26 protein-coding genes are annotated in these 23639 nt (G+C 59.2%); 18 read left to right on the top strand and 8 right to left on the bottom strand.

The window, feature by feature from the left end; genetic code table 11:
• The first annotated feature begins 12 nt into the window (after nucleotides 1-12).
• Entirely contained in the window at nucleotides 13-363 is a 351-nt protein-coding gene (locus MOQ67_RS12275) for a nuclear transport factor 2 family protein (RefSeq protein WP_198718630.1), read from the top strand.
• 56 nt (nucleotides 364-419) lie between these two features.
• Here the strand turns inward: MOQ67_RS12275 and MOQ67_RS12280 are convergent, their stop codons facing one another.
• The 4 genes from MOQ67_RS12280 to MOQ67_RS12295 all read right to left on the bottom strand — a co-directional run bounded on the left by MOQ67_RS12280 (nucleotide 420) and on the right by MOQ67_RS12295 (nucleotide 4208).
• Nucleotides 420-1253, bottom strand: a complete 834-nt coding sequence (locus MOQ67_RS12280) for an oxidoreductase (RefSeq protein WP_198718631.1) — start codon at nucleotides 1251-1253, stop codon at nucleotides 420-422.
• Between the two features lie 82 nt (nucleotides 1254-1335).
• On the bottom strand, nucleotides 1336-2571 hold the full coding sequence (locus MOQ67_RS12285; protein WP_014338806.1) for an NAD(P)/FAD-dependent oxidoreductase: 1236 nt from the start codon (nucleotides 2569-2571) through the stop codon (nucleotides 1336-1338).
• Between the two features lie 20 nt (nucleotides 2572-2591).
• The gene (locus tag MOQ67_RS12290; protein ID WP_014338807.1) at nucleotides 2592-2912 is read right to left on the bottom strand and encodes a 2Fe-2S iron-sulfur cluster-binding protein; all 321 of its coding nucleotides are present in this window, start codon (nucleotides 2910-2912) and stop codon (nucleotides 2592-2594) included.
• 33 nt (nucleotides 2913-2945) lie between these two features.
• A complete protein-coding gene (locus tag MOQ67_RS12295) occupies nucleotides 2946-4208 on the bottom strand; it encodes an MFS transporter (RefSeq protein WP_198718632.1) in 1263 nt (420 codons plus the stop codon).
• Between the two features lie 352 nt (nucleotides 4209-4560).
• Here MOQ67_RS12295 and MOQ67_RS12300 point away from each other — a divergent pair, with 352 nt between their 5' ends.
• From MOQ67_RS12300 to MOQ67_RS12325, 6 genes are all read left to right on the top strand, one after another.
• A complete protein-coding gene (locus MOQ67_RS12300) occupies nucleotides 4561-4797 on the top strand; it encodes a ferredoxin (protein ID WP_198718295.1) in 237 nt (78 codons plus the stop codon).
• A 51-nt stretch (nucleotides 4798-4848) separates the two neighbouring features.
• Nucleotides 4849-5607, top strand: a complete 759-nt coding sequence (locus tag MOQ67_RS12305) for an SDR family NAD(P)-dependent oxidoreductase (protein WP_034114552.1) — start codon at nucleotides 4849-4851, stop codon at nucleotides 5605-5607.
• 61 nt (nucleotides 5608-5668) lie between these two features.
• Nucleotides 5669-6619 carry a VOC family protein gene (locus tag MOQ67_RS12310; protein WP_198718294.1) on the top strand — a complete coding sequence of 317 codons (951 nt, stop codon included), beginning with the start codon at nucleotides 5669-5671 and terminating at the stop codon, nucleotides 6617-6619.
• Nucleotide 6620: 1 nt separating this feature from the next.
• Complete coding sequence (locus MOQ67_RS12315; RefSeq protein ID WP_198718297.1) at nucleotides 6621-7505, top strand: fumarylacetoacetate hydrolase family protein; 885 nt, start codon at nucleotides 6621-6623, stop codon at nucleotides 7503-7505.
• A gap of 34 nt (nucleotides 7506-7539) precedes the next feature.
• Complete coding sequence (locus MOQ67_RS12320; protein ID WP_014338813.1) at nucleotides 7540-7824, top strand: MFS transporter; 285 nt, start codon at nucleotides 7540-7542, stop codon at nucleotides 7822-7824.
• Nucleotides 7825-7888: 64 nt separating this feature from the next.
• On the top strand, nucleotides 7889-8674 hold the full coding sequence (locus MOQ67_RS12325) for an IclR family transcriptional regulator (RefSeq protein ID WP_014338814.1): 786 nt from the start codon (nucleotides 7889-7891) through the stop codon (nucleotides 8672-8674).
• Nucleotides 8675-8683: 9 nt separating this feature from the next.
• On the opposite strand, the gene MOQ67_RS12330 is transcribed toward MOQ67_RS12325, so the two are convergent.
• Together MOQ67_RS12330 and MOQ67_RS12335 are read right to left on the bottom strand one after the other, a co-directional pair.
• Nucleotides 8684-9874: a thiolase family protein gene (locus MOQ67_RS12330; RefSeq protein WP_198718293.1), complete on the bottom strand. Its 1191-nt coding sequence runs from the start codon at nucleotides 9872-9874 to the stop codon at nucleotides 8684-8686.
• Nucleotides 9874-10272 carry a Zn-ribbon domain-containing OB-fold protein gene (locus tag MOQ67_RS12335; RefSeq protein WP_014338816.1) on the bottom strand — a complete coding sequence of 133 codons (399 nt, stop codon included), beginning with the start codon at nucleotides 10270-10272 and terminating at the stop codon, nucleotides 9874-9876. The genes MOQ67_RS12330 and MOQ67_RS12335 overlap by 1 nt, the downstream gene beginning before the upstream one ends.
• A 139-nt stretch (nucleotides 10273-10411) precedes the next feature.
• Here MOQ67_RS12335 and MOQ67_RS12340 point away from each other — a divergent pair, with 139 nt between their 5' ends.
• The 4 genes from MOQ67_RS12340 (at nucleotide 10412) to MOQ67_RS12355 (ending at nucleotide 14288) form a co-directional block, all read left to right on the top strand.
• Entirely contained in the window at nucleotides 10412-11113 is a 702-nt protein-coding gene (locus tag MOQ67_RS12340; protein WP_014338817.1) for an SDR family NAD(P)-dependent oxidoreductase, read from the top strand.
• Nucleotides 11110-12108: a fumarylacetoacetate hydrolase family protein gene (locus MOQ67_RS12345; protein WP_198718292.1), complete on the top strand. Its 999-nt coding sequence runs from the start codon at nucleotides 11110-11112 to the stop codon at nucleotides 12106-12108. The genes MOQ67_RS12340 and MOQ67_RS12345 overlap by 4 nt, the downstream gene beginning before the upstream one ends.
• A gap of 114 nt (nucleotides 12109-12222) precedes the next feature.
• Complete coding sequence (locus tag MOQ67_RS12350; RefSeq protein ID WP_014338819.1) at nucleotides 12223-13623, top strand: Rieske 2Fe-2S domain-containing protein; 1401 nt, start codon at nucleotides 12223-12225, stop codon at nucleotides 13621-13623.
• Between the two features lie 89 nt (nucleotides 13624-13712).
• Nucleotides 13713-14288, top strand: a complete 576-nt coding sequence (locus MOQ67_RS12355) for an aromatic-ring-hydroxylating dioxygenase subunit beta (RefSeq protein ID WP_198718291.1) — start codon at nucleotides 13713-13715, stop codon at nucleotides 14286-14288.
• An 84-nt stretch (nucleotides 14289-14372) separates the two neighbouring features.
• Here MOQ67_RS12355 and MOQ67_RS12360 read toward each other — a convergent pair whose 3' ends face one another.
• Nucleotides 14373-15113 carry a DUF2889 domain-containing protein gene (locus MOQ67_RS12360; RefSeq protein ID WP_198718290.1) on the bottom strand — a complete coding sequence of 247 codons (741 nt, stop codon included), beginning with the start codon at nucleotides 15111-15113 and terminating at the stop codon, nucleotides 14373-14375.
• Nucleotides 15114-15214: 101 nt separating this feature from the next.
• Here MOQ67_RS12360 and MOQ67_RS12365 point away from each other — a divergent pair, with 101 nt between their 5' ends.
• On the top strand, nucleotides 15215-16015 hold the full coding sequence (locus tag MOQ67_RS12365; RefSeq protein ID WP_198718289.1) for an SDR family NAD(P)-dependent oxidoreductase: 801 nt from the start codon (nucleotides 15215-15217) through the stop codon (nucleotides 16013-16015).
• A gap of 117 nt (nucleotides 16016-16132) precedes the next feature.
• Here the strand turns inward: MOQ67_RS12365 and MOQ67_RS12370 are convergent, their stop codons facing one another.
• Nucleotides 16133-17764 (bottom strand): ATP-dependent acyl-CoA ligase, encoded by a 1632-nt coding sequence (locus MOQ67_RS12370; protein ID WP_198718288.1) that lies wholly within the window; start codon nucleotides 17762-17764, stop codon nucleotides 16133-16135.
• Nucleotides 17765-17948: 184 nt separating this feature from the next.
• On the opposite strand from MOQ67_RS12370, the gene MOQ67_RS12375 reads away from it, so the two are divergent.
• From MOQ67_RS12375 to MOQ67_RS12400, 6 genes are all read left to right on the top strand, one after another.
• A complete protein-coding gene (locus MOQ67_RS12375; protein ID WP_198718287.1) occupies nucleotides 17949-18680 on the top strand; it encodes a TetR/AcrR family transcriptional regulator in 732 nt (243 codons plus the stop codon).
• Nucleotides 18681-19013: 333 nt separating this feature from the next.
• Nucleotides 19014-20078: an amidohydrolase family protein gene (locus MOQ67_RS12380; RefSeq protein ID WP_034114491.1), complete on the top strand. Its 1065-nt coding sequence runs from the start codon at nucleotides 19014-19016 to the stop codon at nucleotides 20076-20078.
• On the top strand, nucleotides 20078-20929 hold the full coding sequence (locus MOQ67_RS12385) for a fumarylacetoacetate hydrolase family protein (RefSeq protein WP_198718286.1): 852 nt from the start codon (nucleotides 20078-20080) through the stop codon (nucleotides 20927-20929). Before MOQ67_RS12380 ends, MOQ67_RS12385 begins: the two co-directional genes overlap by 1 nt.
• Nucleotides 20930-20942: 13 nt before the next feature.
• Nucleotides 20943-21845 carry a 3-hydroxyacyl-CoA dehydrogenase gene (locus MOQ67_RS12390; RefSeq protein WP_198718285.1) on the top strand — a complete coding sequence of 301 codons (903 nt, stop codon included), beginning with the start codon at nucleotides 20943-20945 and terminating at the stop codon, nucleotides 21843-21845.
• Entirely contained in the window at nucleotides 21842-23017 is a 1176-nt protein-coding gene (locus MOQ67_RS12395; protein ID WP_014338828.1) for a thiolase family protein, read from the top strand. The genes MOQ67_RS12390 and MOQ67_RS12395 overlap by 4 nt, the downstream gene beginning before the upstream one ends.
• A 1-nt stretch (nucleotide 23018) precedes the next feature.
• Nucleotides 23019-23522, top strand: coding sequence for a carboxymuconolactone decarboxylase family protein (locus tag MOQ67_RS12400; RefSeq protein WP_014338829.1), 504 nt, complete (start codon nucleotides 23019-23021; stop codon nucleotides 23520-23522).
• Nucleotides 23523-23639: the final 117 nt, after the last annotated feature.

Below are 23639 nucleotides of genomic sequence, written 5' to 3' on the forward strand. Positions count from 1 at the left end.
GATGAACCTGATATGAGCATGGACAAACAAGCAATCGAGCACTTCCTGCACGGCCAGATCGACTGCTGGAATAAAGGCGACAAAGAGGGTTTTTTCGCCCATTACCGCAGCGTCTCGGCCAATGGCTTGAGTATCGAATATGTCGGCAAACCCCTGCATGATGCCTGGCAGGTGTTGGAAGGCATGTGGGCGCTACAGCAGCCGAAGATTCGCGTGGAGGTGCGCCAGTGCATCGTCAATGGCAATGAGGCGGCCTGTCATCACCTGAACGCCTTTCGCGAGCAGGAAGGTGGCATCGAGACGATCGAGTTGTACCGATTCGAAGACGCAAAGTTGTCTGTGCGTTATTTCATCAACCAGTAACCGTGGACGCCCTGGTGCGTGCAGCTTTTGTCAAGAAAGGCTGTGCGCACCTGCGGTTATTCGCCATCGGTGGAGCAGGTCAGCGGCCGCCACTGCTCGATTTGCGCGAGCATCTTGTCGAGCTTGTCGCGGACTTGCTGATAAGCGTCGGAGCCTGCCAGGTAACGCAACGGTGGCTGCGCACTGTTGGCCAGCTGTACCAGCGCGCCGCCCAGTTTCGTCGGGCTGCCGGTTTGCCGGTGGTTGTAGGCGGCCGAAGCGCTTTTGACCTTGGCGGTGAATGTTGCGTAATCCTCTAGCCCACGTGCACCGAAGACCGCTGAACTGGCGTCGAGAAAGTCGGTACGGAAAACACCGGGTTCCACCAGCGTGACCTTGATACCGAACGGCCCCACCTCCAGGGCCAGGGATTCGGAAAAACCTTCCACGGCAAATTTCGACGCGCAATACAGCGCCGCACCGCCCATGCCCACCAGGCCGCCCATCGAGGACAGATTGAATATATGGCCGCTGCGTTGCTGGCGCATGATGGGTAAGACGGCACGGCAGACGTTGAACACACCAAACACGTTGGTCGCGAACTGCTTGTCGGCGTCGCTGACGAAATTGTCTTCAAAGGGCCCCAGTTGCCCGTAGCCGGCATTGTTGACCAGCACATCAATTCGGCCAAAACGCGCAACGGCCTTCTCTGCGGCGGCAAGCGCCTGGGCTTCATCGGTCACATCCAGGGCCACTGCCAGCACGCGCTCGCCATACTCGGCGAAGACATTTTCCAGCGCGTCGGTGCGCCTGCCGCTGACCACCACACGGTCGCCGTCGGTCAGCGCGGCCTTGGCAATGGCGGCACCCAGGCCTCGGGCCGCACCGGTAATAAACCAGACTTTGTTCATCGCATCGCTCCAGGCATTGTGCAAAAAAAAGCCGCGTCAGCTTTGGGGCGGGCGCGGCTGCGGGTTTACAGGTCCGCAGTGCTCAGTCGCGATTGGCCACTTCCCAGGCCTTCAGGTCGAAACCGTCAGCGGCGGCTTCGACAGCCGTCAGCTTGGGCGCGCGGGCGAGGATCTTGCGCGCGGCCATATGATCACCCATGCGGTTGCAAGACTCCACGGCCACCAGGCGGTCATTGCGGAAACACAGCACAGAGACTTGTTTCTCGTCGACGGAGCCGAGGACAACGGTGCTGTCGTAGCCATTGGAGAGCCCGGCAATCTGCAGCTTCAAGTCCCCCTGATCGGTCCAGAACCAGGGCAGGGCGCTGTAAGGCGCCGGCTTGCCCATCAAGCGCGCGACGACCGCGCGGGCCTGGTCGACGGCGTTCTGCACCGACTCGAGGCGGGTATGTTGTTCATCGTTCTGCTGGCAAGGGAAACTGGCGACGTCGCCCACCGCGGAGATTCGCGGGTCAGAAGTCAGGAGGCTGGCGTCTACCTTGATGCCGTTCTCGATGTCCAGGCCTGCTTCGGTCGCCAGTTGCGCGTTGGGGATCACGCCGATACCAAAGACCACCAGGTCAGCGGGCAGGACACGTCCGTCACCGGTTTGCACCGCGCACACCTTGCCGTTGTCGCCATCGATGCGGCTCAAGCCCTGGCGGAAGTCAAAATGCACGCCCCAGGCTTCATGGGCCTGGCGAAACACTGCAGACATCTCCCGCGACACGGCACGGGCCATGGGGCGCTCACCCAGCTCCAACACGTGCACGCTGGCCCCCAAGGCAGCGGCCACTGCCGCGAACTCCAGGCCGATAAACCCGGCCCCAATCACCACCACGTTGCGCGCTGCTTTCGCGAGCGGCGCCAGGGCATCGGCATCGGCTTTGGTCTTGATACCGAACACTTGCGCCAACTCTGCGCCGGGAACCGGCAGGGGACGGTTGTGCGCACCGGTGGCCAACACCAGATGGTCATAACTGACAGCCGCACCCGAGGCCAGGATCACCCGTTGGTTCTGGCGGTCAATGGCGCTGACCTGGTCATGTAGCAGTTCAATACGCTGGGTGGCGTAAAAGTCCGCCGGGCGAAACAGCAGATTGGTCGCCTGGATTTTGCCGAGCAGATAGGCCTTGGACAGCGGCGGTCGCTGATAGGGCAGGCCTGGTTCATCGCCGATCAGGGTAATGCGCCCGTCATAGCCTTCCTGACGCAGGGAGGCAGCGACCTGAAAGCCGGCCTGGCCGGCACCGACGATAACGACTGAGGCGAGGGTCATGAGAGCTCCTTCAAGTGCATTCAGAATTGCGACGACGGCAGGTGCAGCACCATGCCGTCCATTTCTTGGCTGATGATCAACTGGCAGCTCAAGCGGCTGTTGTCGCGGCGTTCGAAGGCGTACTCGAGCATGTCGCTTTCCATGCCTTGCGGTGCTTGCACCTTGCCCAGCCAGGCCTCGTCCACGTAGGTATGGCAAGTAGCGCAACTGCAGGCGCCACCGCAGTCGGCGGAAATACCGGGCACCGAGGCGAAGGTCGCGGCTTGCATCACCGATTGGCCGATGTCGCCCTTGACCTGATGGGTGGTGCCGTTGTGTTCGATAAACGTCAATGTGGGCATGTTCTGCTCCGGTTCTTGTTGTGGGGGGAGGGCTCAGGATTGGCTGGGAAGTGGTTGCGCATTGAAGCGTGGTACGCGTCCCAGGGTCAGTAAAAGCAGCGGACCGACCAGGCAACAGGCGGCGCTGTACACCAGCATTGCCGTGTACGAACCAGTACGTGCCAGCAGGTAGGCGAAAAGCAATGGCGCCAGCGCCGAAGCCACGGTATTCAAGCCCTGATGGACGCCAAACAGACGACCGTACTCGCGCAGGCCGAAGTAGCGGGCAATCAAAAAGGCGGCAATATCGAATTCTGCCCCGGCGCCAAAGCCGATCAGTACGGCAGCCAGCATCAGCGGCGCAAATTCAGCGGTGGGGCTCAGGTAGATAAAACAACCGACGGCGGGCAACACCAGGCTGAGCGCGGACACCGCCGGTGGCCACAGGCGATCGAGCAGATAGCCGATCAACATCCGGCCGAAGATCAGCGAAATACCAAAACCGCTGAAAATGGTGGCGGCATCCGCAGCGGACAACCCCCTGGATTGCAGCATGGGCACGGTGCTCGTGACCATGCCAACGATCGAAGAAATCACCAGGCTGAGCGCCAGGTTGCAGGTCCAGAACTTCAGCGAGCCCATACCCTCACGAAAGCCCATGCCGGGCAATCGCTCCAGTGCATGGCCGTCGTCTTGGCTACCCGCCGCAGCGGGCAGCTTGAACCACAGCAGAATCAGAGGCAACAAAACCAGCAGGTTGAGCAGGGCGAGAATCACGAAGGCCGCGCGCCAGTCCCATTGTTCGATCCCCCATGCCATCAACCGGGGAATAGTGGCGGCGGTGAGACCGGTGCCGGACAGGCCGATGGCCAATGCCAGGCCGCGATTGCGGTCGAACCAAAGGCTCAACAGTTGTGTCCAGGTCACCGCCAGTGCGCCCATGCCCACGATCGGCAGCACTGCAAAGGCGATGTACATCGACCAGATCGATTGGGTCAGTTGGGTTGTCGCCAGGTAGCCGAGTGACAACAACAGCAGGGAAATGACCGTGACGCGCTTCATGCCATAGCGCAGGTTGAACCAACCCACCAGTTGCAGTGACACCACGGCGCCGCCAAACAGAAAGGTGATGCAGGCCTGCAGCTCGCTTTTGCTCCAGCCAAAGGCATCGCCGAGCGGCACGACCAATGTGCCGAAGCCATAGAGCAGGGCGGCATTGATGCTGATGGCAACACCGGCGACGGACAAAATGAGAATTTTCCAGCTCTGTCGAAATTCGCGCGGATCGATTGCGGCTTGGTTTGTAGACGGGTGCATGGGGTTGGCTTCCTTATAGGTTTTGTTGAGCCAAGCATTGCTACAAGGGGGAAATGAATCCACCCTCAGCAGATTCTTTGAACAGAATCTGGTTTTTTATTCAGAATAAAATCAAAAATTCCGCTTTGTCCAGCCCAACCATCTGACTTAGAGACAAACGAATTCCCTGCGTGGGGGCCTCCTTCGGACCAATCTGGGCCTCTGGGAGCGAGCAAGTTCGCCCACATGGATCTTTGTCTGGCACGGCGATCGTCCCAGGTGACTGCCAGCATAGCCGTGCCAAATATTAATTGCACATAAAATAAAATAGTGTTCATAATTTGCCGAGGCTGAACCTGATAAGGAGAAAAAAATGAGTTCAGAAAAAGCGCAATTCAAAGCCGTGGCAGACCGTAGCCGCTGCTGTGGTTATGGTTTATGTGCCGCGATTTGCCCCAGCCTGTACAAGCTCGATGCCGATGGCCTGGTGTATTTCGACGACGCCCATATCCCCCCGGAGTTGGAGGAGGAGGCCCGTGAGGGCGCTGCCGCCTGTCCCGCCGAGGCGATCTGGCTTGAACCCATCACCTCGGAAAACGAAGCCGTTTGACGGCATGAACGTTTGCCGCAATGTGATAACCACAGAGGTGAGGGTGTGCTGATGGGACGTTTACAAGACAAAGTGGCGTTGATCACCGGTACCGGTGGTGGCCAGGGCCGGGCGGCGGCGCTGCGTTTTGCCCGCGAAGGCGCAATCGTGGTTGGTTGCGACGTGGTTGCCGAAGGTCATGAGGAGACGGCGGCCTTGCTGCGGGCCGAGGGCCATACCCTGTATGGCTCGGCGCCCGTGGACCTGGGCGATCATGAACAGGCCCAGGCCTGGATCGATGCCGCCGTCGCCGAACATGGGCGCATCGACATTCTCTACAACAATGCTTCCGCCGCTCGTTTCGGACTGGTCAGCGAACTGTCGATCGAGGATTGGCAGTACACCATGCGCAATGAAATCGACCTGCTGTTCTATACCACCAAGTATGCCTGGCCCCACCTGGCCGAGCAGCGCGGGGTGATCATCAACGTATCGTCCACCGCAGCCTGGGGCGGCTCGAAAGTCGCCGGCATCAGCGCCCACTCGGCAGCAAAGGGGGCCGTGGTGTCGTTCACTCGCCAGCTGGCGGTGGAGGGCGCCCCGTTCGGCATCCGTGCGGTCAGCTTGAGTCCGGGATTTGTCGCCACCCCAGGTACCCGGCCGTTTCTGGAAGACCCGAAGATTCGCGCCATGCTGCTGGACGGCGTATTGATGGATCGCCCCGGCGAGCCTGAGGAAGTGGTGGCCATGGCGGTATTTGTCGCTTCGGATGAGGCCTCATTCATCACCGGTTCAGACTTCGTCATCGACGGTGGGTTGCTGGCTGTCTAGCGCGGCGTCAGGGCGGGTGCCGCAGGCACCTTTCATCTCGAACAATAAAAAGGTGAATAACGTGGACATCATCGGTATCGGTTACATGGGCTTCGAAACCCCCAATCTCGAGGCGTGGCGTGAGTACGGCCCGCAGGTAATGGGCTTTGGTATCGGCAAGAATCCCGAGAGTGACCCGGAGTCGCTGTACTTCAAAGTCGACGATCGACGCCATCGCTTCGCTTTTCACCCAGGCAAGGTAGACCGAATTGCCTACATCGGCTGGGAAGCGGTGGGGCGCATGGCGTTCGAAGAGGGCATCAGGAAGCTGGCGGCGGCGAATGTCGACTACAGCCGTGGCGATGCTCAATTGTGTGAAAAGCGCGGTGTGCGCGAATTGGTGCGCTTCCGCGACCCCGTGGGGTATCAGCACGAACTGTTTTACGGGCAGAAATGGCTGCCGCGCTCGTTCCAGCCAGGGCGTCCCCACAGTGGTTTCCTGGCTGACGAACGGGGCGCGGGCCATGTGGTGCTGATCACCCCGGACTACACCCCGGAACTGGAAGACTTCCTGCTAAACGTCATGGGCTTCAGTTGGTATGGCGCGGGTGCGGGCAAAGGGCGAACCGGTTTCTTCCGCTCCAAGCTCAACCATCACACCAGCCATGATATTGCCTATGGCCATGGGCCAGGACGCATGGGGGTGCAGCATGTCGGGCTGTTCGTGCGCAATGTGCGGGATGTCGGGGAAACCTACGACATCGTGCGCCAGCGTGGGCTGCCGATGATGATGACCCTCGGCCAACATGCCCAGGACCCGCACCTGTCGTTCTACCATTTCAATCCGTCCGGTTTTGCCTTCGAGACCATTGCTGAAATCGAGCCATGGCAAGGCGATCCCTATGAGTTGAACCCGGAAAAACTCAGCCTGTGGGGCCACGAAATGGTTGGCCCGATCCTCGGTCCCAGCGTCAAGACGCCGGAAGAAGTGCTCGATGCCGAGTACCTGCCGACGTACCTGGCCAAGCGCTGATATGCGTCTGGCGCGGGTCGAAGTCGCTGGGCAGGCGTTCTGGGCACTGTTGGATGGGCAAACCGAGCATTTGCGGCGGATTAACGCGCCGTTTTCCCACTGGGTCGGGCTGTGCGCGGATCTTGCGATAGACGCCCTGGACCTGGCGGGCCAACGGTTGCCGTTGTCAGCCGCGCGCCTGCTCGCGCCCTTGGAGCCGGGCAGCCGCGTCTTTGGTGTGGGCCTCAACTACCTCAGTCATCTCAAGCGCCTGGGCAGTGATGCGCCGGCGCACCCGCTGGCCTACATGAAGCCTGGGTCGGCGCTGGTCGGTGCCGATGACGATATCGACTACTCACCCTTAACCGCCCAACTTGACTATGAGGTCGAACTGGTCGCCGTGGTGGGCCGACCGTTGCTGGATGAACCCCATGCCAGCGATTGCCTGCTGGGGTACACGGTGGGCAATGACATCAGTGCTCGGGATGCCGGCAAGCAGATTGGTCGCCTGGACCTGTTGACGCAGAAAGCCATGGATCGCACCACGCCGGTAGGTCCCTGGATCGTGACCACGGACGAAGTGGCCGTCAGGGGGCAACCGGCTCTGGAGATGCGCCTGAGCGTCAACGATGAGTTGCGCCAGCAGGACAATACCCGGCAGATGATTTTTCCCTTGGACGAGTTGCTCAATTATTTGGATGCGCGCATCAGCCTGCGCCCGGGTGACCTGGTGTTTACCGGTTCCACCCACGGCGTGGGGCTGGAAAGCGGGCGCTTTTTGCGCCCGGGTGACCGCGTCGAGGCCGAAATCGAAGGCATCGGCCGACTGCGCAATACCATTGCTGCGCCACGCCCGCTCAGCCCCGCCCGTGCGGTCGGGCGACTGGGCCTGCCGCTGGATAAGTGAAAGATCCTGTACCAAGTGACGGCGCCAGAGCGCGATGAATTTGATCGCCGTGTACGCTGTAGGTAAGGCGCGACGGCGCAACGGTGCGCAAAACTGGTGCCTTTACCGCGACATGGCGGACCCGCAACTCTACAGCGAGCGCTTTATTGTTGAGTCCTGGCTGGAGTATCTGCGCCAGCAGATGCGGGTGACCCAGGCTGACCATGCCCAGGAGTGTCTCATTGAGCGTTTTCGTCGAGAGAACCTGCAAACCCGCCGGCTGATTTACCAGCCGTTAGAGAAATACTCCGTCTCAAGTGTTCGACTAATTCCCAGATAAAACTTTCACGTTGTCGTTCATTCTCAGGCTAGAATGCCGGCACTTTAAAGTGACGGGATCGGGCATGGAATTCACTGACGTCAATGACAGCACCAAATCGGCCGGCGTAACCCTCGTCAAGCCCGTTTCCAACGCCATTCGCATCCTGCGCTACCTCAGTCAGGTGGGCACACCGGAACGTTCGGTGGATATCGCCCGGCAACTGAAGATCAATCCCAGCACCTGCTTCAATATCCTGCGCACCCTGGTCCAGGAGGAAGTGGTTGATTTCAGTCCCATGTCCAAGCGTTACTCCGTGGGCCTGGGGCTGGCGCGTTTAGTCGAGCAATTGGTCACCCAGGGCCACCGCGTACAGATGGCCAAACCCCTGTTGCAGAACCTGGCTGCACGCCTGCGAGTGACCATCACCCTGTGGCGCAAGATGAGCCCTGATCGCATCGTCATTGTCAGCTCCGCGGCCAGCCCGACCGATGTGCGCATCGACATGGCCGAAGGTCAGCGCCTGCCGATTCTGATGGGTGCCAGTGGCCGTCTGTTCGCCACGCAGATCGACCTTGACGACCCCGAGGTACAAAGCAGTTTCGAGACCATCCGCTGGGCTCAACCGCTGTCGCTGGAGGTTTACCGCAAGGAAGTGAGACAAGCTGCCGAGCGTGGTTGGGCGGTGGATGATGGCCATTTCTCGGGGGGGATTCTTGCCATTGCGGCGCCGGTTTACTCACCGACCAACAGCATCGACTTCACCGTTTCAGCGGTGATGTTCCGTGGACAACGGGATGAAGCGGGCCTTGCCGAACTGGGCAAGGCGCTGATCGAGTTCTGTAACGAAGTGGCTGGCGTTCTCTACTGAGGCGCGCGGTCACTCGCGCACCAACAGCAGGCTGCCTCCCAGCGGACCGCCGCCGGCGGCCACCGCACTGACGCGGTGTTCGCGGGTTTGTCGGCCTTCGGCACGCCCCCACAATTGCAGGCAGGCTTCGTGCACATAACCCAGGCCGTGGATGCGCCCGCCAGACAGTTGCCCGCCATTGGTGTTGATGGGCAAGGTGCCCTCCAGCGCAATGCGCGTGCCACCCTCGACAAACCCGCCACTTTCCCCGGTCGGGCACAACCCCAGGGCTTCCAGCCAGATAAGGGTCAAAATCGAAAAACCGTCATACAACTGCGCAGAGCCAACGTCCTGCGGAGTGTAGTCGGTGCGTGCCCACATCATCTGGCCGACATCGAAGGCGGCCATCCTGGTCAGGGAAATCTGGTCCCACGACCATGGCTGGTTCAACGCCGCGCCCATGGCCTCGATGCGGATCGGTGCGTTCGGCAGATCCCGCGCGATATCGCGACGCGACAGGATGATGGCGGTGGATGCATCGCAATGCACGTCGCAGTCGAACATGCGCAGAGGAGAGGAAATCATCCGCGACGCCATGTAGTCGTCCATGCTCATGGGCGTTCGGTACAGCGCTTTGGGGTTGCGCATGGCGTTCTGGCGACACGTCAGGGCGATTTGCGCCAGTTGCTCTGGCCGGGTGCCGTACTCATGGAAGTGACGTTGGGCATACAGCGCCATCAGGTTGATGCCCGATTGCACATTGAAAGGGGTAAACCACTGCCAGGCGTAGCTGCTGTCGCGACCTTGAGTCTTGTTGGTGAGAGCGCCCGCTTGTTTGTTGACCCTGCGAGCCGACGCTTCGGTGATAGTACGAAACACCAGTACGTGATTACACAGGCCCGCCGCAATCGCCATGGCGCCATTGATCACGCCAGTGAGTGGGCCAGGTCCTTCATAACCGCCGCCGAACCAGTTGACGTTGAGCCCAAGGGCACTTTTCAGTGCGCTGGGGCCGACCGGGGAGAACGGGTCACCGTTATTGTTGTCGCCCGGCCAGCAGGCCACGCCGTCGATATCGCTGCGTTGCAGGCCAGCGTCGGCAATCGCTTCCAGGCAGGCATCCAGCGTCAGGCGCATCGCCGACTTGTTCGAGGGGCGCCCGACTTCCGATTGGCCGACGCCGGTGATGGCGACGTCTTTTTCATAACGATGATCGAACATCACTGATCCTTCTCGAACAGAGGTAACCACACATCCTCGACATTGAGGAAGCTGACCCGTACCGGCATGTCGATATGCACATCCGTGACCGGCATGCCCACGATGTTGCTTACGAACTGCAATCCGGACTGTTCGACCAGCTCGATGATTGCCACCACATAGGGCACCTCCAGGTCAGGAGCCCAAGGCTGGTGGTTGATGGTGTAACTGAGCACTTTTCCCTTGCCTGACACCGCCTGCGGTGCCACGTCAAAGCTTGCACAATGCGGGCAGAGCGGGGCCGGTGGATGGAAGTACCGGCTGCAGGCCGCGCAACGATGAACGAGCAGTTCGCCCCGTTCGCCACCTTGCCAGAAGGCGCGGTTGTCGGCGTTGAGTGCAGGTAGTTTTCTGGGCATCAGCGCTCCGCAGGTGAGTATTTGACTGGAAGTCATACGGTATCATTTGTACATATTTTCTAAAAGTGTCATATATTTGTTCCGACGAAGGCACGAATCGACCGTTCGCGCCGTAAAACAACAACAAGAGGATTTTGCGATGTCCCAGTCATTACTGGACAAGAGGGTAGTCGTTACCGGCGGGTTTGGTGCCCTTGGCAGCACACTTGGCAAATGCCTGCTGGCGCGCGGCGCCCGGGTCGCTTTGCTGGACCGTAGCCAGGCGCCAGCCGCCTTGCTGGATACAAAGAATCTGCTGTGCCTGGGCGGTGTCGACCTGACCTCGACCGAGTCGGCCAGCGCGGCGTTCGAGCAGGTCGCGGCGCAGTGGGGCGGCATCGACGGTTTAGTCAATGTCGCGGGCGGTTTTGCCTGGGAGACCGTCGAAGGCGGCAGCCTGGAGACTTGGGATCGCCTTTATCAGATAAACGTGCGTACCGCGGTCATCAGTTCTCAATCGGCGCTGACGCACCTGTTGGTCTCCAACGCGGGACGCATCGTCAATATCGGTGCGCTGGCGTCGGTCAAGGCCGAAACGGGGATGGGGGCTTATGCGGCCTCCAAGGCTGGTGTGGCCCGGTTGACCGAAGCCCTGGCCGAAGAGTTGAAGGAGCGTGGCGTGACGGTGAACGCCGTGCTGCCAAGCATCATCGATACCCCAGCCAACCGTGCCGACATGCCGGATGCCGACAGCAGCCGCTGGGTGACGCCAGAAGCGTTGTCGGCGGTGGTGGCCTTTCTGCTGTCGGATGATGCCGCCGCTGTAACCGGTGCGCTGTTGCCCGTGAGTGGTCGCGTATGAAACTGGTGACCTATACCGACGCCGAAGGCTTTGACCGCGCAGGAGCCTTGCTCAACCAGGACCAGCAGGTGCTCGACCTGCAAAGGGCTTACCGCTTGCTGGAAAGTCGCGACAGTGTGGCACTGAGCAGCATTCTGGCCTTGGTGGAGGGCGGTGAGCCGGCGCTGGAATTGGCCCGTTCGCTGGTTGCCAAGGCACCCTCGGCGGCGGTGCTGGAACGTGCCAATGTGAAACTGCGCGCACCGATTCAGCCACCCCCACAGATGCGCGACTGTTCGTGCTTCGAATTGCATCTGCGCCAGAGCTTCGCTGCGGCCCGTCGCGCCCGCGCGCTAAGTACCGAAGATCCGGAAGCTACTTTGAAAGCGATGAACACTCGTGCCGACGACCGGGTGATCGAGACCTTCAACCAGCAGCCCATCTACTACAAGGGCAACCGTTTCGCGGTGATTGGCATCGACGATGAGTTCCAATGGCCGAGCTTTAGCCGGGCGATGGATTTCGAACTGGAGTTCGGTTGCTACATCGGCAAGCGCGGCAAGGACATCAGCCGTGAAGCAGCCCGTGGGCATATCGTCGGTTACACCATCTTCAACGACATGAGTGCGCGCGACGCGCAGGCCCTGGAAATGCCCGGCATGCTCGGTCCGGCCAAGAGCAAGGATTTCGACACCGCCAACATCATGGGGCCATGCCTGGTGACCGCCGATGAACTGGGTGATCCCTACGATCTGAATATGGTTGCCCGGGTCAATGGGGAGGAGTGGGGGCGCGGCAATACCCGTGATATGCGCTGGAGTTTTGAAGACGTGATTGCCCACGTGTCCCGTTCGGAAACCTTGTACCCCGGTGAGTTTCTTGGTTCCGGCACGGTCGGCAACGGCTGTGGCCTGGAGCAATTGCGTTATTTGAAACCCGGCGACGTGGTTGAGCTGGAGATCGATGGCATTGGCGTGCTGCGGACTCAAGTGGGCAAGGCGCCCGACAGGGAATGACTATGATGCGAGGACGGAGACATTCACCGCTCGCGAATTAAATGTACAGAAATACAGAAAGTGTCTTATATTTTGTGGCGACCAACCGTGTAACGCTCTGATCAGGAGGCAATCATGCTAACAAAAACAAGCCCCGTATTGTCCGATGGAACCAAGGTCTCGGACCTCATCTACCCCTCTAGCCGTGAAGTGCAAATGCGCGTGTTGTCTGACCGCGAAATTTACGAACTGGAGATGGAAAAGATCTTCGGCAAGATCTGGGTACTCCTGGGGCACGAGTCGGAAATTCCCAACTCCGGAGACTTCATGGTCCGAGACCTGGGGTCCGATTCCGTCATTGTGGCCCGTGGCAAGCAGGGCGAGGTGTTCGTGACCCTTAATGTGTGCCCGCACCGCGGGATGCGCATCAGCACCGCCGACTGCGGCAATACGCAAATTCATAAATGCATCTATCACGGCTGGGCGTTCCGCCCCAATGGCGATTTCATCGGCTCGCCCGTCGAACGTGAATGCATGCACGGCAAGATGTTGCCCAAGGAAGAACTGGGCCTGAAGAAGGCGCGGGTCACGCTGTATGGCGGCCTGGTATTTGCCACCTGGAATATCGATGGGCCCTCGTTCGACGAGTTCCTGGGCGATGCCAAGTGGTATTACGACATGCTGTTCTGTCGCTCCGACAAGGGCATGGAAGTCCTCGGCCCACCGCAGCGCTTTATCGTCAACGCCAACTGGAAAACGGCGGGCGAGCAATCGGCGGCGGACGGTTTCCACACGCTGACCCTGCACCGTTGGTTGGGTGAGGTGGGTAATTACGCCAAGAAAGGCGAGGGCGAGACAGCCGACCTCAGCCCGGAAATGATTGGCGTGGAAATCAGCTCGCCGCACGGTCATGCACTGCGCTGCATCGACCTGGCGCGCAAGATCAAGCGCCTGACCGGCCTCGATCCGGCGGAGTTGACTGTGCAGCAGAAACTTGAAGCATTGCCGCCGGCCGGCATGACGGCCGACATGGTCGAGCAGTTGGCACGCAATCTGACCGAAGATCAATTGAACGTGCTCACCAGCATGCCGCCCCAGGTCGGTGGGATGTTCCCGAACATTCTTTTCGGCTTTGTCTACATTCCGCAGCCAGATGGCTCTGTCGTTGGCTCGATGACCCTGCATGCTTACGTACCGCAAGGCCCGGACAAGCTCGAGTTCGTCAACTGGGTGTTTGCCGAGAAAGACGCCTCCCCGGAACTGCGCGACAAGATGCTCAAGCAAACCATCCAACTTTTTGGCACCTCGGGCATGGTCGAGCAGGATGACTCCGATACCTGGCCGCACATGACCCTGGCCGCCAAAGGGGCAATGGGCCGCAAGAGCACGCTGAAATACCAGGCCTGCTTTGAAACCGGCGCACCTGAAGGCTGGCCTGGCCCCGGCATCGTCAATGAAGGCTTCACCAAGGACGATACCCAGTGGCACTGGTGGTTGTACTGGCATGAGCTGATGACGGCATCGGATGACCAGTAACGCCCGCTGTCAGGCCAGGTTCGACTGCGGTCCTCGGGCCGCCGTCGGCGGTAACAGCATTAACAAGAATAACAGTGAGGGAATGACTCATGGCTCAGGTTCAACAGCGCGGCGTGGAAGATATCCAGCCGGGTTCCCCAGTCGGTACCAAGCGGGTGCCGGTGGGGTCGCCGATATACAACGACGTGGTGACCTTTTTGTACGAGGAAGCCACGCTGCTCGACCAGATCCGCCTGCAGGAATGGGCCGAGCGCCTGGACACCGACCTGGTGTACACCGTGCCGCTGCGCCAGACGCGCCTGGCGGCGGAACTGAAAACCACCATCGTGCGCAGCGTTCAGCATTACCACGACGATTACCGCTCGATCATGGGCCGCATTTTGCGCCTGTCCGGCAAAAGCGCCTGGGCGGAAGACCCTCCCTCGCGTACCCGGCGTCTGGTGACCAACGTGTTTGTCGAAGAAACCGACAAGCCCGATGAGTTCGTGGTGACCAGTTACCTGCTGCTGACCCGTAGCCGTTTCAAAGACCACCATGTCGATATCATCAGTGGCGAGCGGCGTGATGTATTGCGTCTCGGCGAGGCGGGCTTCAAGCTGGCACGGCGCGAAGTCATCATCGATCAGGCGGTGCTCGGAACGCCCAATCTGGCCATTTTCCTCTAGGTTTTATCGGCGGTCTGGGTAGCTTCCGGATCGCCAGGCCTTGAGGGCATTGGCCGCACTCCTGTTGACGCAAAAACGGTGTGGCTAAAGCCTCTGCCTAAGCCACGCCTGGTCCTGGGCACACAGCTCTAGCTGTTGATGGCTGAAGTCCAGGGTCGAGCCCTTCATTCGCAGTGCCTGTTCGGCGCGCTCGGGTTGTTGGCTGTAACACCGGGCGGTGCTCGAGGCGTGAACCTGCTCGTCGAGGTTGTAGGCGCGTCCCATTGAAATCAGCGTGCAGCGGCGAAGTAGCAGAGCCGCTTCAGCGGCTTCTTCACTGAGGGCCTTCAGTGCCCAGCGTGCCATGCCTTCGCGAAGGTTGATGCCGGAATAGGGAGAGGGTCCTTCGATCATCGTGCCGTTCACTTCCCAGGTCAGGTCTTCATTGCCATCGCGTATCAAGATGGCGCGGGTACGGTTGTCGATGCGCCGGCCGATGTTAATTTCATAGCGGCGTTGATGAGTACCGCGTGCGGCAGCTGCAATGGCGAGACCCGCCAGGTCGAACAGGTGGGTGCATTGATGACTGGCGTCGGTCTGCCGGGTGACGGAGTGGGCTATCCGGTCCAGTTTCATGCCCAGCAACTGCTGTAATCGACCGCAAGCCTGCGGGCATAAGGAATAGGGGTAGCGCAGCGCTTCACCGCCAATGGCGGTGACTTCACCTTCATGGTGGCGGACCCATACACGGAAGTGGTGGAAGTCGTCTTCCAGAGCGGCGCGGACTTCATCCATGCCATTGGCATGATGAGCAATGATGTCCACGCGTCGACGAAATACAGTCATCCTCAATATCCTTGTTCCAATACTGTTCAGCCTGAAGAAATCAGTTATATTTGAACACTATAATCAAAAATGTTCACTAAAAAACAAGAATTGGAGTGACTATGGCACTGCTAAACGAACAGGTTGCGCTGATTACCGGTGCAGGTGGCGGAATTGGCCGCGGTATTGCACTGAACTTTGCCAAAGAGGGCGCTGCCGTGGTGGTCGCCGAACTGGATGTCACCAGTGGAGAGGCCGTAGTCGCCGAACTGAAAGCGCTCGGCGCCAAGGCGGTATTCATCAAGACCGACGTGTGCAGCAAGACCGATATCGAAGCCGCCGTGCAATTGGCCGTTGATCAATTTGGTGGCCTGGACATTTTGGTCAATAACGCCTTTGCACCCACCCCCAATGTCCTTCTGGAAGAGAAAACCGATGCAATGCTGGAGCAAACCCTCGGCTCTACGGTATGGGCTGCCTGGTGGGCAATGAAAGCCGCGCTGCCCCATATGAAAGCGCGGGGCGGCGGCAAGATCATCAACTTCTACTCCATTGATATCGAGATCGGTGCCTGGCTGCATGGCGACTACAACACGGCGAAGTCGGCGATCGTCGGGCTAACCCGCAGCGCGGCCTCTGAATGGGGCCGTTTCAACATTCGCACCAATGCCATTGCCCCTACCGCGATGGGCGCCACCTTCCACAAACTCGCCGCGGAAAACCCCGGCTTTGCCGAAATGTCTGCTTCTATGCGCCCGTTGGGCCGCTGTGGCGAGCCTGAAGCCGACATTGGTCCGGTGGTGGTATTCCTCGCATCGGAAATGTCGCGCTTTATCACTGGCGAGACAATCCACGTTGACGGTGGTCTGCATCTGCCTGGTTATAACTCCCGCCCCAAAGGCGTTCCCGTGCGGGAATACTGAGTGCCCCCCGTTAATGTAGGAGCTTGCTCCTACGAAAAAGCGGCACCAGACCCAAGAAACGCGAAAGCCCGCTTCTAAGCGGGCTTTCTGTGTTGACGCGTGCCAGGTAAGAGGCGGCTACTTCTTGGACACCACGATCGATGTCGTTTCCAGATCCCAGGTGGTATGAGTTTTACCTTCATCGCGCAGCAGATACTTCAACACTCGACCCTGCGGATTTTTCGGCAAGCTGCTGCGAAACTCGATGTAGCGCGGCAGGGCGTAGTAGGGTACCGAATCTGTGGCCCAATGGAACAGTTGCTCCGGTTCAAGCGTCACGCCTTCATGCAGCACGGCAGTAACCTTCACATCATCCTCGCCTCTATCTGACGGGACAGCGTGTACCGCCACTTCGGCCAGTGCCGGGTGAACAGCAAACGCTGCTTCCATTTCAAAGCTGGAAATATTTTCACCCCGGCGGCGCATGTAATCCTTCTTGCGGTCGACAAAGTAAAAGAAGCCATCATCATCGAACTTGCCAACGTCGCCGGTGTGGAACCACATATTGCGCATCAATTTCTGGGTGTCCTCCGGACGACGCCAGTAGCCCTGGAACATGATGTCCGGACGTAGCGGGCGTACCACGATTTCGCCCGCGCAGTTGGGCAGTACTTCCTGATCGAGGTCGTCGACGATTCTCACATCAAAATCCGCAATACGTTTTCCCGACGAGCCGGGCGCGGCGTATTCTCCGGCAGCCAGCGAGGTGATGACGCAGGCTTCGGTCAGGCCATAGCCATTGCCGCCTACCAGTTTGGTACCGAAGCGCTCGCGCCAGATTTTTTTGGTTTCTTCGGTGTAGGGGTTGCCACGCGCGGTATGGATCTGACCGACGCAGCGCAGCATCGCTTCGTTATCTGGCGCCTGGGCGAGAAGGCCGCCCATACCGCCCAGGATCGAGGCGATGGTCGCGCCCGAGCGCTCCACTTCGGGCCAGAAATTCGAGACCGAGAAACGCGGGAGAATGGCGGCGCGCGCGCCCACCAGAATGCTGGCGATGATCGATACGCACAGTGCATTCATGTGGAACAGCGGCAGCGGGGTGATGGTCACGTCATCGGCACTGGCTGGACCGGCACGCAATTGCAGGCGCGCCAGATTGCACATGAAGTTGTAGCTGATCATGCAGCCCTTGGAGGGGCCGGTGGTGCCTGAGGTGTAGATCAGGCAAGCCAGGTCTGAAGGCTGTGGTTTCTTGACCAGCGGGGTCGTGTCATGTCCGCGCCATGCATCCAATGGCGCAATATGAATCGGGCAATCGGGGACTGTCTCCAGTGCGCCGCGATGGAGAATGTGCTGTACGTCGTGCAGTTGTCCGGCCAGTGGCGTTATGCGCGGCAGGTAGGCTGCTTCGCAGATCACCACCGAGGTGCCGGTATCGGCGATCTGATGGCGCAGGAACTCCCCTTTGAGGGCGGTGTTGATTGGCACGCTCACGGCGCAGAGCTTGTTGATGGCCAGCCAAGTGGTGACTGCGTCGATGTTGTTATCGAGCATTGTCAGCACCGTGTCACCGGTCTTGACGCCCAGCGAGATCAAGGCATGCGCCATTTTTGTTGAGAGTGAGTCAATCTGTGAATATGTGTATAACTCTCCGCTGAAATCCAGCAGTATCTTGTCTGGATGCCTTGCTACCGCCCGATCTAACGCATCGATAACAGTGTCTCGTTCTCCCACTGCCCACGTCTCTGGATTTCCACTGCTGCCCATCAGTTTTCTCCTTTTAGGCGCCCACGTTGGTAAGGGTTGCCTGATTTTATTTTGAAGAGAGAATGAGATTCTAAATAGAAAATGTGAAAATGTCTTTAGCAATAAGTTGAACATATCCTGTTATTTATGCCCAGATCCTGTGGTAACGTTGCGCCATCTTTACTTTCCTTGAGCGCATCGATCCATGCCAAAAGCCGCATCCCTGAAAACAGAAGCGCCTACGCCGGCCTCCAGAACGAAGAAAAAGGCGTTGCCTGATACAGGGGCGAGCCAGGTTAAACCGGGCGAGCGACGTATCGCTGCCAATGGAGGGGCAGGGATCAAGGTGAAGCCGAACCGACGTTCGGAAGAAACAATCGCCAATATCCTCAAGGCCACTGAAGAAGTGGTGTTGTTGTCCGGTGCCGATCGTATTTCGATCTTGGATGTGTGTCAGGTCGCGGGTGTTTCGCGGGGGACCTTCTACCGCTATTTCGCCTCCCAAGAGGATCTGCTGGACACTTTTTCGCGGCACAAACGCGAAAGTTTCCACAGCTCGCTGTCCCAGGAGCTGGGGCATATCAGTGATCCGGAAGCGCGTCTGAATGCGCTGTTCGCTTATCTCGACAATTACCTTGAGCAAAGTCGGGCGCGGCGCCTTCTGGTGGTTGCCCCTGATTATGCGTTGGGTTTTTTCCGGCGGATTTTCCACGATTCGATCGTGCGTTTTCAGGATGGCTTGGGCATTGTTTTCGACGATTGGGACGAGCGCCTGGGGGTACGTCTTGACCGTGAGTTGATCTGCGAAATGATCATTCGTTATGTGTTGAGCGAAATCCTGGTGCCGGAAGCCGCGGGGCGACGCTTGTTCCCGGTGCGGATGAAAAAACTGCTGGGTGCGCTGATCATGGGTTCCACATCCCGTACCCGCCGCTGACCTTCGACAAATCACCCATCGCTTGACTAAAGCCCTCGCATATCGAGGGCTTCGCGTTTCCGGGCGCTAGTTTTTTCGCCGCTGCACTCCTCATTTTTCGAGCTTGGCTCGTGCTTTCCAATCCCTCGATGCGTTTCAAGACTTAGGTCGAAGGCCCTGCGTCAGGCTTCCTGGCGATTTTTCAAAATAAATTGAACAGTATTTTGATTTATGCTCAATTTAAATTTAAGCTCTGGTCCTGGTAGTAAGCCTTTTCGTGACGGGTCGATCCTGTCCATGTGAAGGCGCCGCGCTAATAAACCAACAAAAAGTGCCAACCTCGAGGTACCAGACATGCTTATCGATCTACACGCCCACGCACCACACCCTGGCTATTACAACCAGCACCCTCACTGGGGGCCGTTCTTCGAACAACATGCCGACGGCGATATCAAGCTGCGTGTAGGTGATTGGATTCTCGGGCTTGGGTCGCCCGAGCGTAAGGCGGCCGTGCGCTCGGGCAACGGTCCCAAGCTTGAGGAGTATTTTGCTCGCTGGGCTGACCCGAAAACGCGTCTGGCCGGCATGGATGCCGCGGGACAGAATTTGCAGGTGGTTTCTGTCCCATCCCATTGCTACATGTACTGGACCGAAGCCGAATTTGCCGTACCGTTCGCCCGCACCGTCAATGAGACGCTGGCGCAATACTGCTCCGCCGCCCCTGATCGCCTGATGTTCTGGGCCCATGTACCGCTCAATGCTCCCGAAGCGGCGGCGGCTGAATTGCGCTACGCCTGCACCGAGCTGGGCGCCAAGGGCTTGGTCGCCGGAGGGGCCAACTTCGGCGGCCTGGAGTTCGATTCGCCGGAGCTCGACGTGGTATGGAGAACCCTCTGCGACCTGGATCTGCCGATGTTCATCCACGGCTACAACCAGTCGGTCACGTGGGGTAAGAACGCCAATGATGACCGTTACGAAACCACTGCCATCGTAGGCATGCAGTACGACGAAAGCCGCTGTTTCTGGAACCTGATTTGCGGCGGTGTGCTGGATCGTTTTCCCGATTTGAAGGTGTACATCACCCATGGAGGTGGTTATGTCCCGTACCAGCTCGGTCGCCTGGCCAAGACCAACGAAAACCTCGACGTCAAATACAACAAAAAACCGCTGCTCGAGTACATGAAAAACTTCTACTTCGACGTAGAGCTGCATGAAGTGCCGATGCGCCAGGCCCTGGTCGACATCATCGGCGCGGACCATGTGCTGTACGGCAGTAACTTCGGGGGCAGCGATGCTGTGCGTCACGACCTGACCCATGGCCTGAAGTTGTCCGACGCAGACCTGCGCAAGATTCGCTATGAAAACGCCTGCCGCTTGCTGCACCTGGATCCTGCCAAGTTGGGCAAGGTAGGTGCCTGATGAAACTGGCGCGTTGTGAGTACTTTGATACTGGGGTTTTTTGGGCGGTAGTCGATGTTGCCCAGAATCAGGTAACCCCCATTAGCGGAGAGTTCAAAGACTGGGCACCCGCGGTGGCGGCCGGGCGCGGTATCAGCTCGGTGCGTTTCGCCGGGCCCTCGTTGCCGCTCTCCAAAGTACGTTTGTTGCCGCCTATTGAACCTGTCAACCGAGTGGTGGTGGCGGGAGCCAATTACGCCAAGCATCTGGTGGAGTTCGGCTTGCAGGCGCCGGCACAGCCGGTTGCATTTCTCAAGGCCTATGGCGCGCTGATTGGCGCCAATGACCCTATCCGCTTTCCACCGTTGACTGAGGAACTCGATCACGAAGTTGAGCTGGTGGCGGTCATTGGCACTGACGAGATCGATCTGGAAAACCCGCTGGCTTGCGTGCTCGGTTATACCGTCGGTAACGACGTCAGTGCACGAGATCTGCAGCGCAGTGGGCCGGCGGGTATAGGCATGGACCTGTTCGCGGCGAAAAGCCAGGACCAGACCACTGGTCTTGGGCCCTGGATCGTCACTAAAGACGAGTTCCCGGAAGGTTCGCCGCGGCTGCGCCTGACCTTGAAGGTGAACGGTGAAGTACGTCAGGACGGATCGACAGCGGAAATGACCTGGGATGTCGGTCAACTGATCCGCTTCGTGCAGCAGCGTTCGAGTTTCGCCGGTGGCGACGTGCTATTCACCGGTTCGCCGGCGGGAGTGGGGATGGGCACCGGTGTGTTCCTCAAGGAAGGCGACGTGGTCGAAGCCAGCGTCGAGGGCATTGGCACGTTGCGCAATGTGGTCAGTAAAAAGAACCGCGCCTAATCGAGAGCCAAACATGAACGCCAATAAAGAAAAAGTAGTCGTCGTCGGTGCTGGCTTGATGGGTACCGGTATTGCACATGCGTTCGCCAGCTCCGGGTTCAACACGTTGCTGGTCGATACCAATGCCGCCTCATTGACAAATGCCAGGGCAAGCATCGAAAAGATCCTTGCCGATGGTGTGCGCCTGGGCAAAGTCAGTGACGAAAAAGCACAACAGTCACTGGCCAATCTGCTGACCTGTAGCGACCTGAGCGAAGCCGCGATTGGTGCCAACTGGCTGGTGGAGACGGTCTCCGAGCAGTTGGCGGTGAAGAAAGCGGTGCTCGCTCAAGCGGCGCCACTGCTGGCACCGGACGCGATTATCGCGACCAATACTTCGGCCCTCAGCGTGACCGAAATTGCTGCGTCGGTGGACTGTTCGGATCGCGTGATCGGCATGCACTTCTTCAACCCCGTGCACAAGATGAAGCTGGTGGAGCTGGTGCGAGGGTTGGCCACTCGCGATGAAGTCGTGGCGCGTACGCGCACCCTGTGTGAGCAGATCGGCAAAACCTCTATCGTCGTCAATGAATCGCCAGGACTGACCACCAGCCGCATGTCTGCGCTCTTGGGTAACGAGGCGATGTGGATGCTCCAGGAGGGTACGGCGACCGCCGAAGACATCGACACGGCGCTGCGCCTGGGCTTCAACCATCCGATGGGTCCATTGGAACTGGGCGACCTGACCGGTTGGGATACGCGGCTGTCTGTTCTGCGTTATCTGCACCAGACCTTGGGCGAAAAATTCCGGCCCTGCCCGCTGATCATCAAAATGGTCGCCGCCGGGCGACTGGGGCGCAAGTCGGGGCAGGGGGTCTACCGCTACGAAGAGGGTAAACAAGTTCCGGGTTCGGGGCTCAAGGCGAGCGCGCTATGAAAGACATAGTCATTGTTGATGCCGTACGTACGCCAATCGGTAAGTTCCGTGGCGGCCTTGCCAGCGTGCGCGCCGATCATCTTGGGTCGCTGGTGCTCAACCGCTTGCTGGAGCGGGTCGATGTGTCGCCGAATCTGGTCGATGATGTGATCTTCGGTTGCGTCACGCAAATCGGTGAGCAGTCCGCCAACATCGCCCGCACAGCCTTGCTCGGTGCCGGATGGCCAGTGACTGTTCCGGGGCTGACCATCGACCGCAAATGTGGCTCGGGTGAAGTGGCGGTGCATGTGGCTGCTGGCGCTATTGCTGCTGGCGCCGCTGATGTCGTGGTGGCGGGGGGCGCGGAAAACATGAGCCGCGTGCCCATGGGCAGCAATCGCGAAATTCACGGCGAGGCGTTTGGCTGGATGGTGGCGCAGCGTTATGAACTGACTGGTCAAGGCGAGGCAGCCGAGCGTATCGCCGACAAATGGGGGCTCAGCCGTGATGCCCTGGATGATTTTGCGTTCGCCAGTCATCAGCGCGCCGCCTCGGCGTCCGATGCCGGTTATTTCGATCATGAAATCGTGCCGGTTGCGGTCGAGGAGTTGTCTGAGCGGGTGCTGGCGGCGCCGGCCGCTGTGTTGCGTCAGGATGAAACCATTCGTCGTGACACGTCGCGGGAAAAGCTGTCGACGCTTAAGACCAGTTTTCGTCCGGACACTGGACGCATTACGGCTGGCAACTCGTCGCAGATCTCCGATGGTGCTGCGGCTTTATTGTTGATGAGTGCCGAAACCGCGAAAAAACTCGGGCTCAGGGCGCGCGCGCGGGTTGTGGCCTTCACCACGGTCGGTTCCGATCCGACGTTGATGCTCACAGGCCCCATCGATGCCACCTGGAAGGTATTGAGCAAGGCCGGGCTGAGCATCAACGACATCGACCTGTTCGAAGTCAATGAGGCGTTTGCCTCCGTGCCGCTGGCGTGGATGCGGGAAACCGGTGTGCCTCACGATAAGTTGAACGTCAACGGTGGCGCCATCGCCCTCGGTCATCCGTTGGGTGCCAGCGGTGCGCGATTGATGACGACTTTGTTGAACGAGCTCGAACGCCGTGGTGGTCGTTTTGGCCTGCAAGCCATTTGCTGCGCTGGCGGCATGGGCACGGCGACCATCATCGAACGGCTCGATTGAGATGGCGCGCCTACCGCTGGTTTCGCTGGAGGCCATGCCGGTTGCGTTGCAGGACGCAGTCGAGCGTGGTCGGTACAGCCGCATGCTCAGTTCCACGACGCCGGTTCAGGTCTGGGCGCATCGACCGGCGGTAGCGCTGGCTTGGCTGGGCTTGATGGAGAGCTTGCACAACGACAGTGTGCTCGATGAGCGCTTGCGCGAGCTGGTGCGGCTGAAGATTGCCAGCATCACCACCTGCAAGGCCTGTCAACTGGCGCGTAAGTCCGATGCGGTCACTGAGGAAGATATTGCGTGCATGGCAACGGACAGCGCGTCCTTCACGCCAGCCGAGCGCGCTGCGCTGCGTTATGCCGAGTTGTTTGCCGGCGACTACCTGGCAATTGACGACACCGATTTCCTCCAGCTTGGGGACTTCTTCTCCACGGCCCAAGTGGTAGAGCTTGGGCTGTATTGCGCGCTGATGTTGGCTGGAGGTCGTATGACCCTGGTGCAGCAGGCCTATTGATACCTTCGATGTCGAGGTATATATGATCTATTTTTTAATAAGTGTCCAATAGTGTTCGGGCAAGGCCTATGATTGGCCGTAAAGTATGGCCTTAAGCGAGCTTTCTTGAAAAATAAT

It is taken from the genome of Pseudomonas sp. LY-1 (assembly GCF_053502595.1).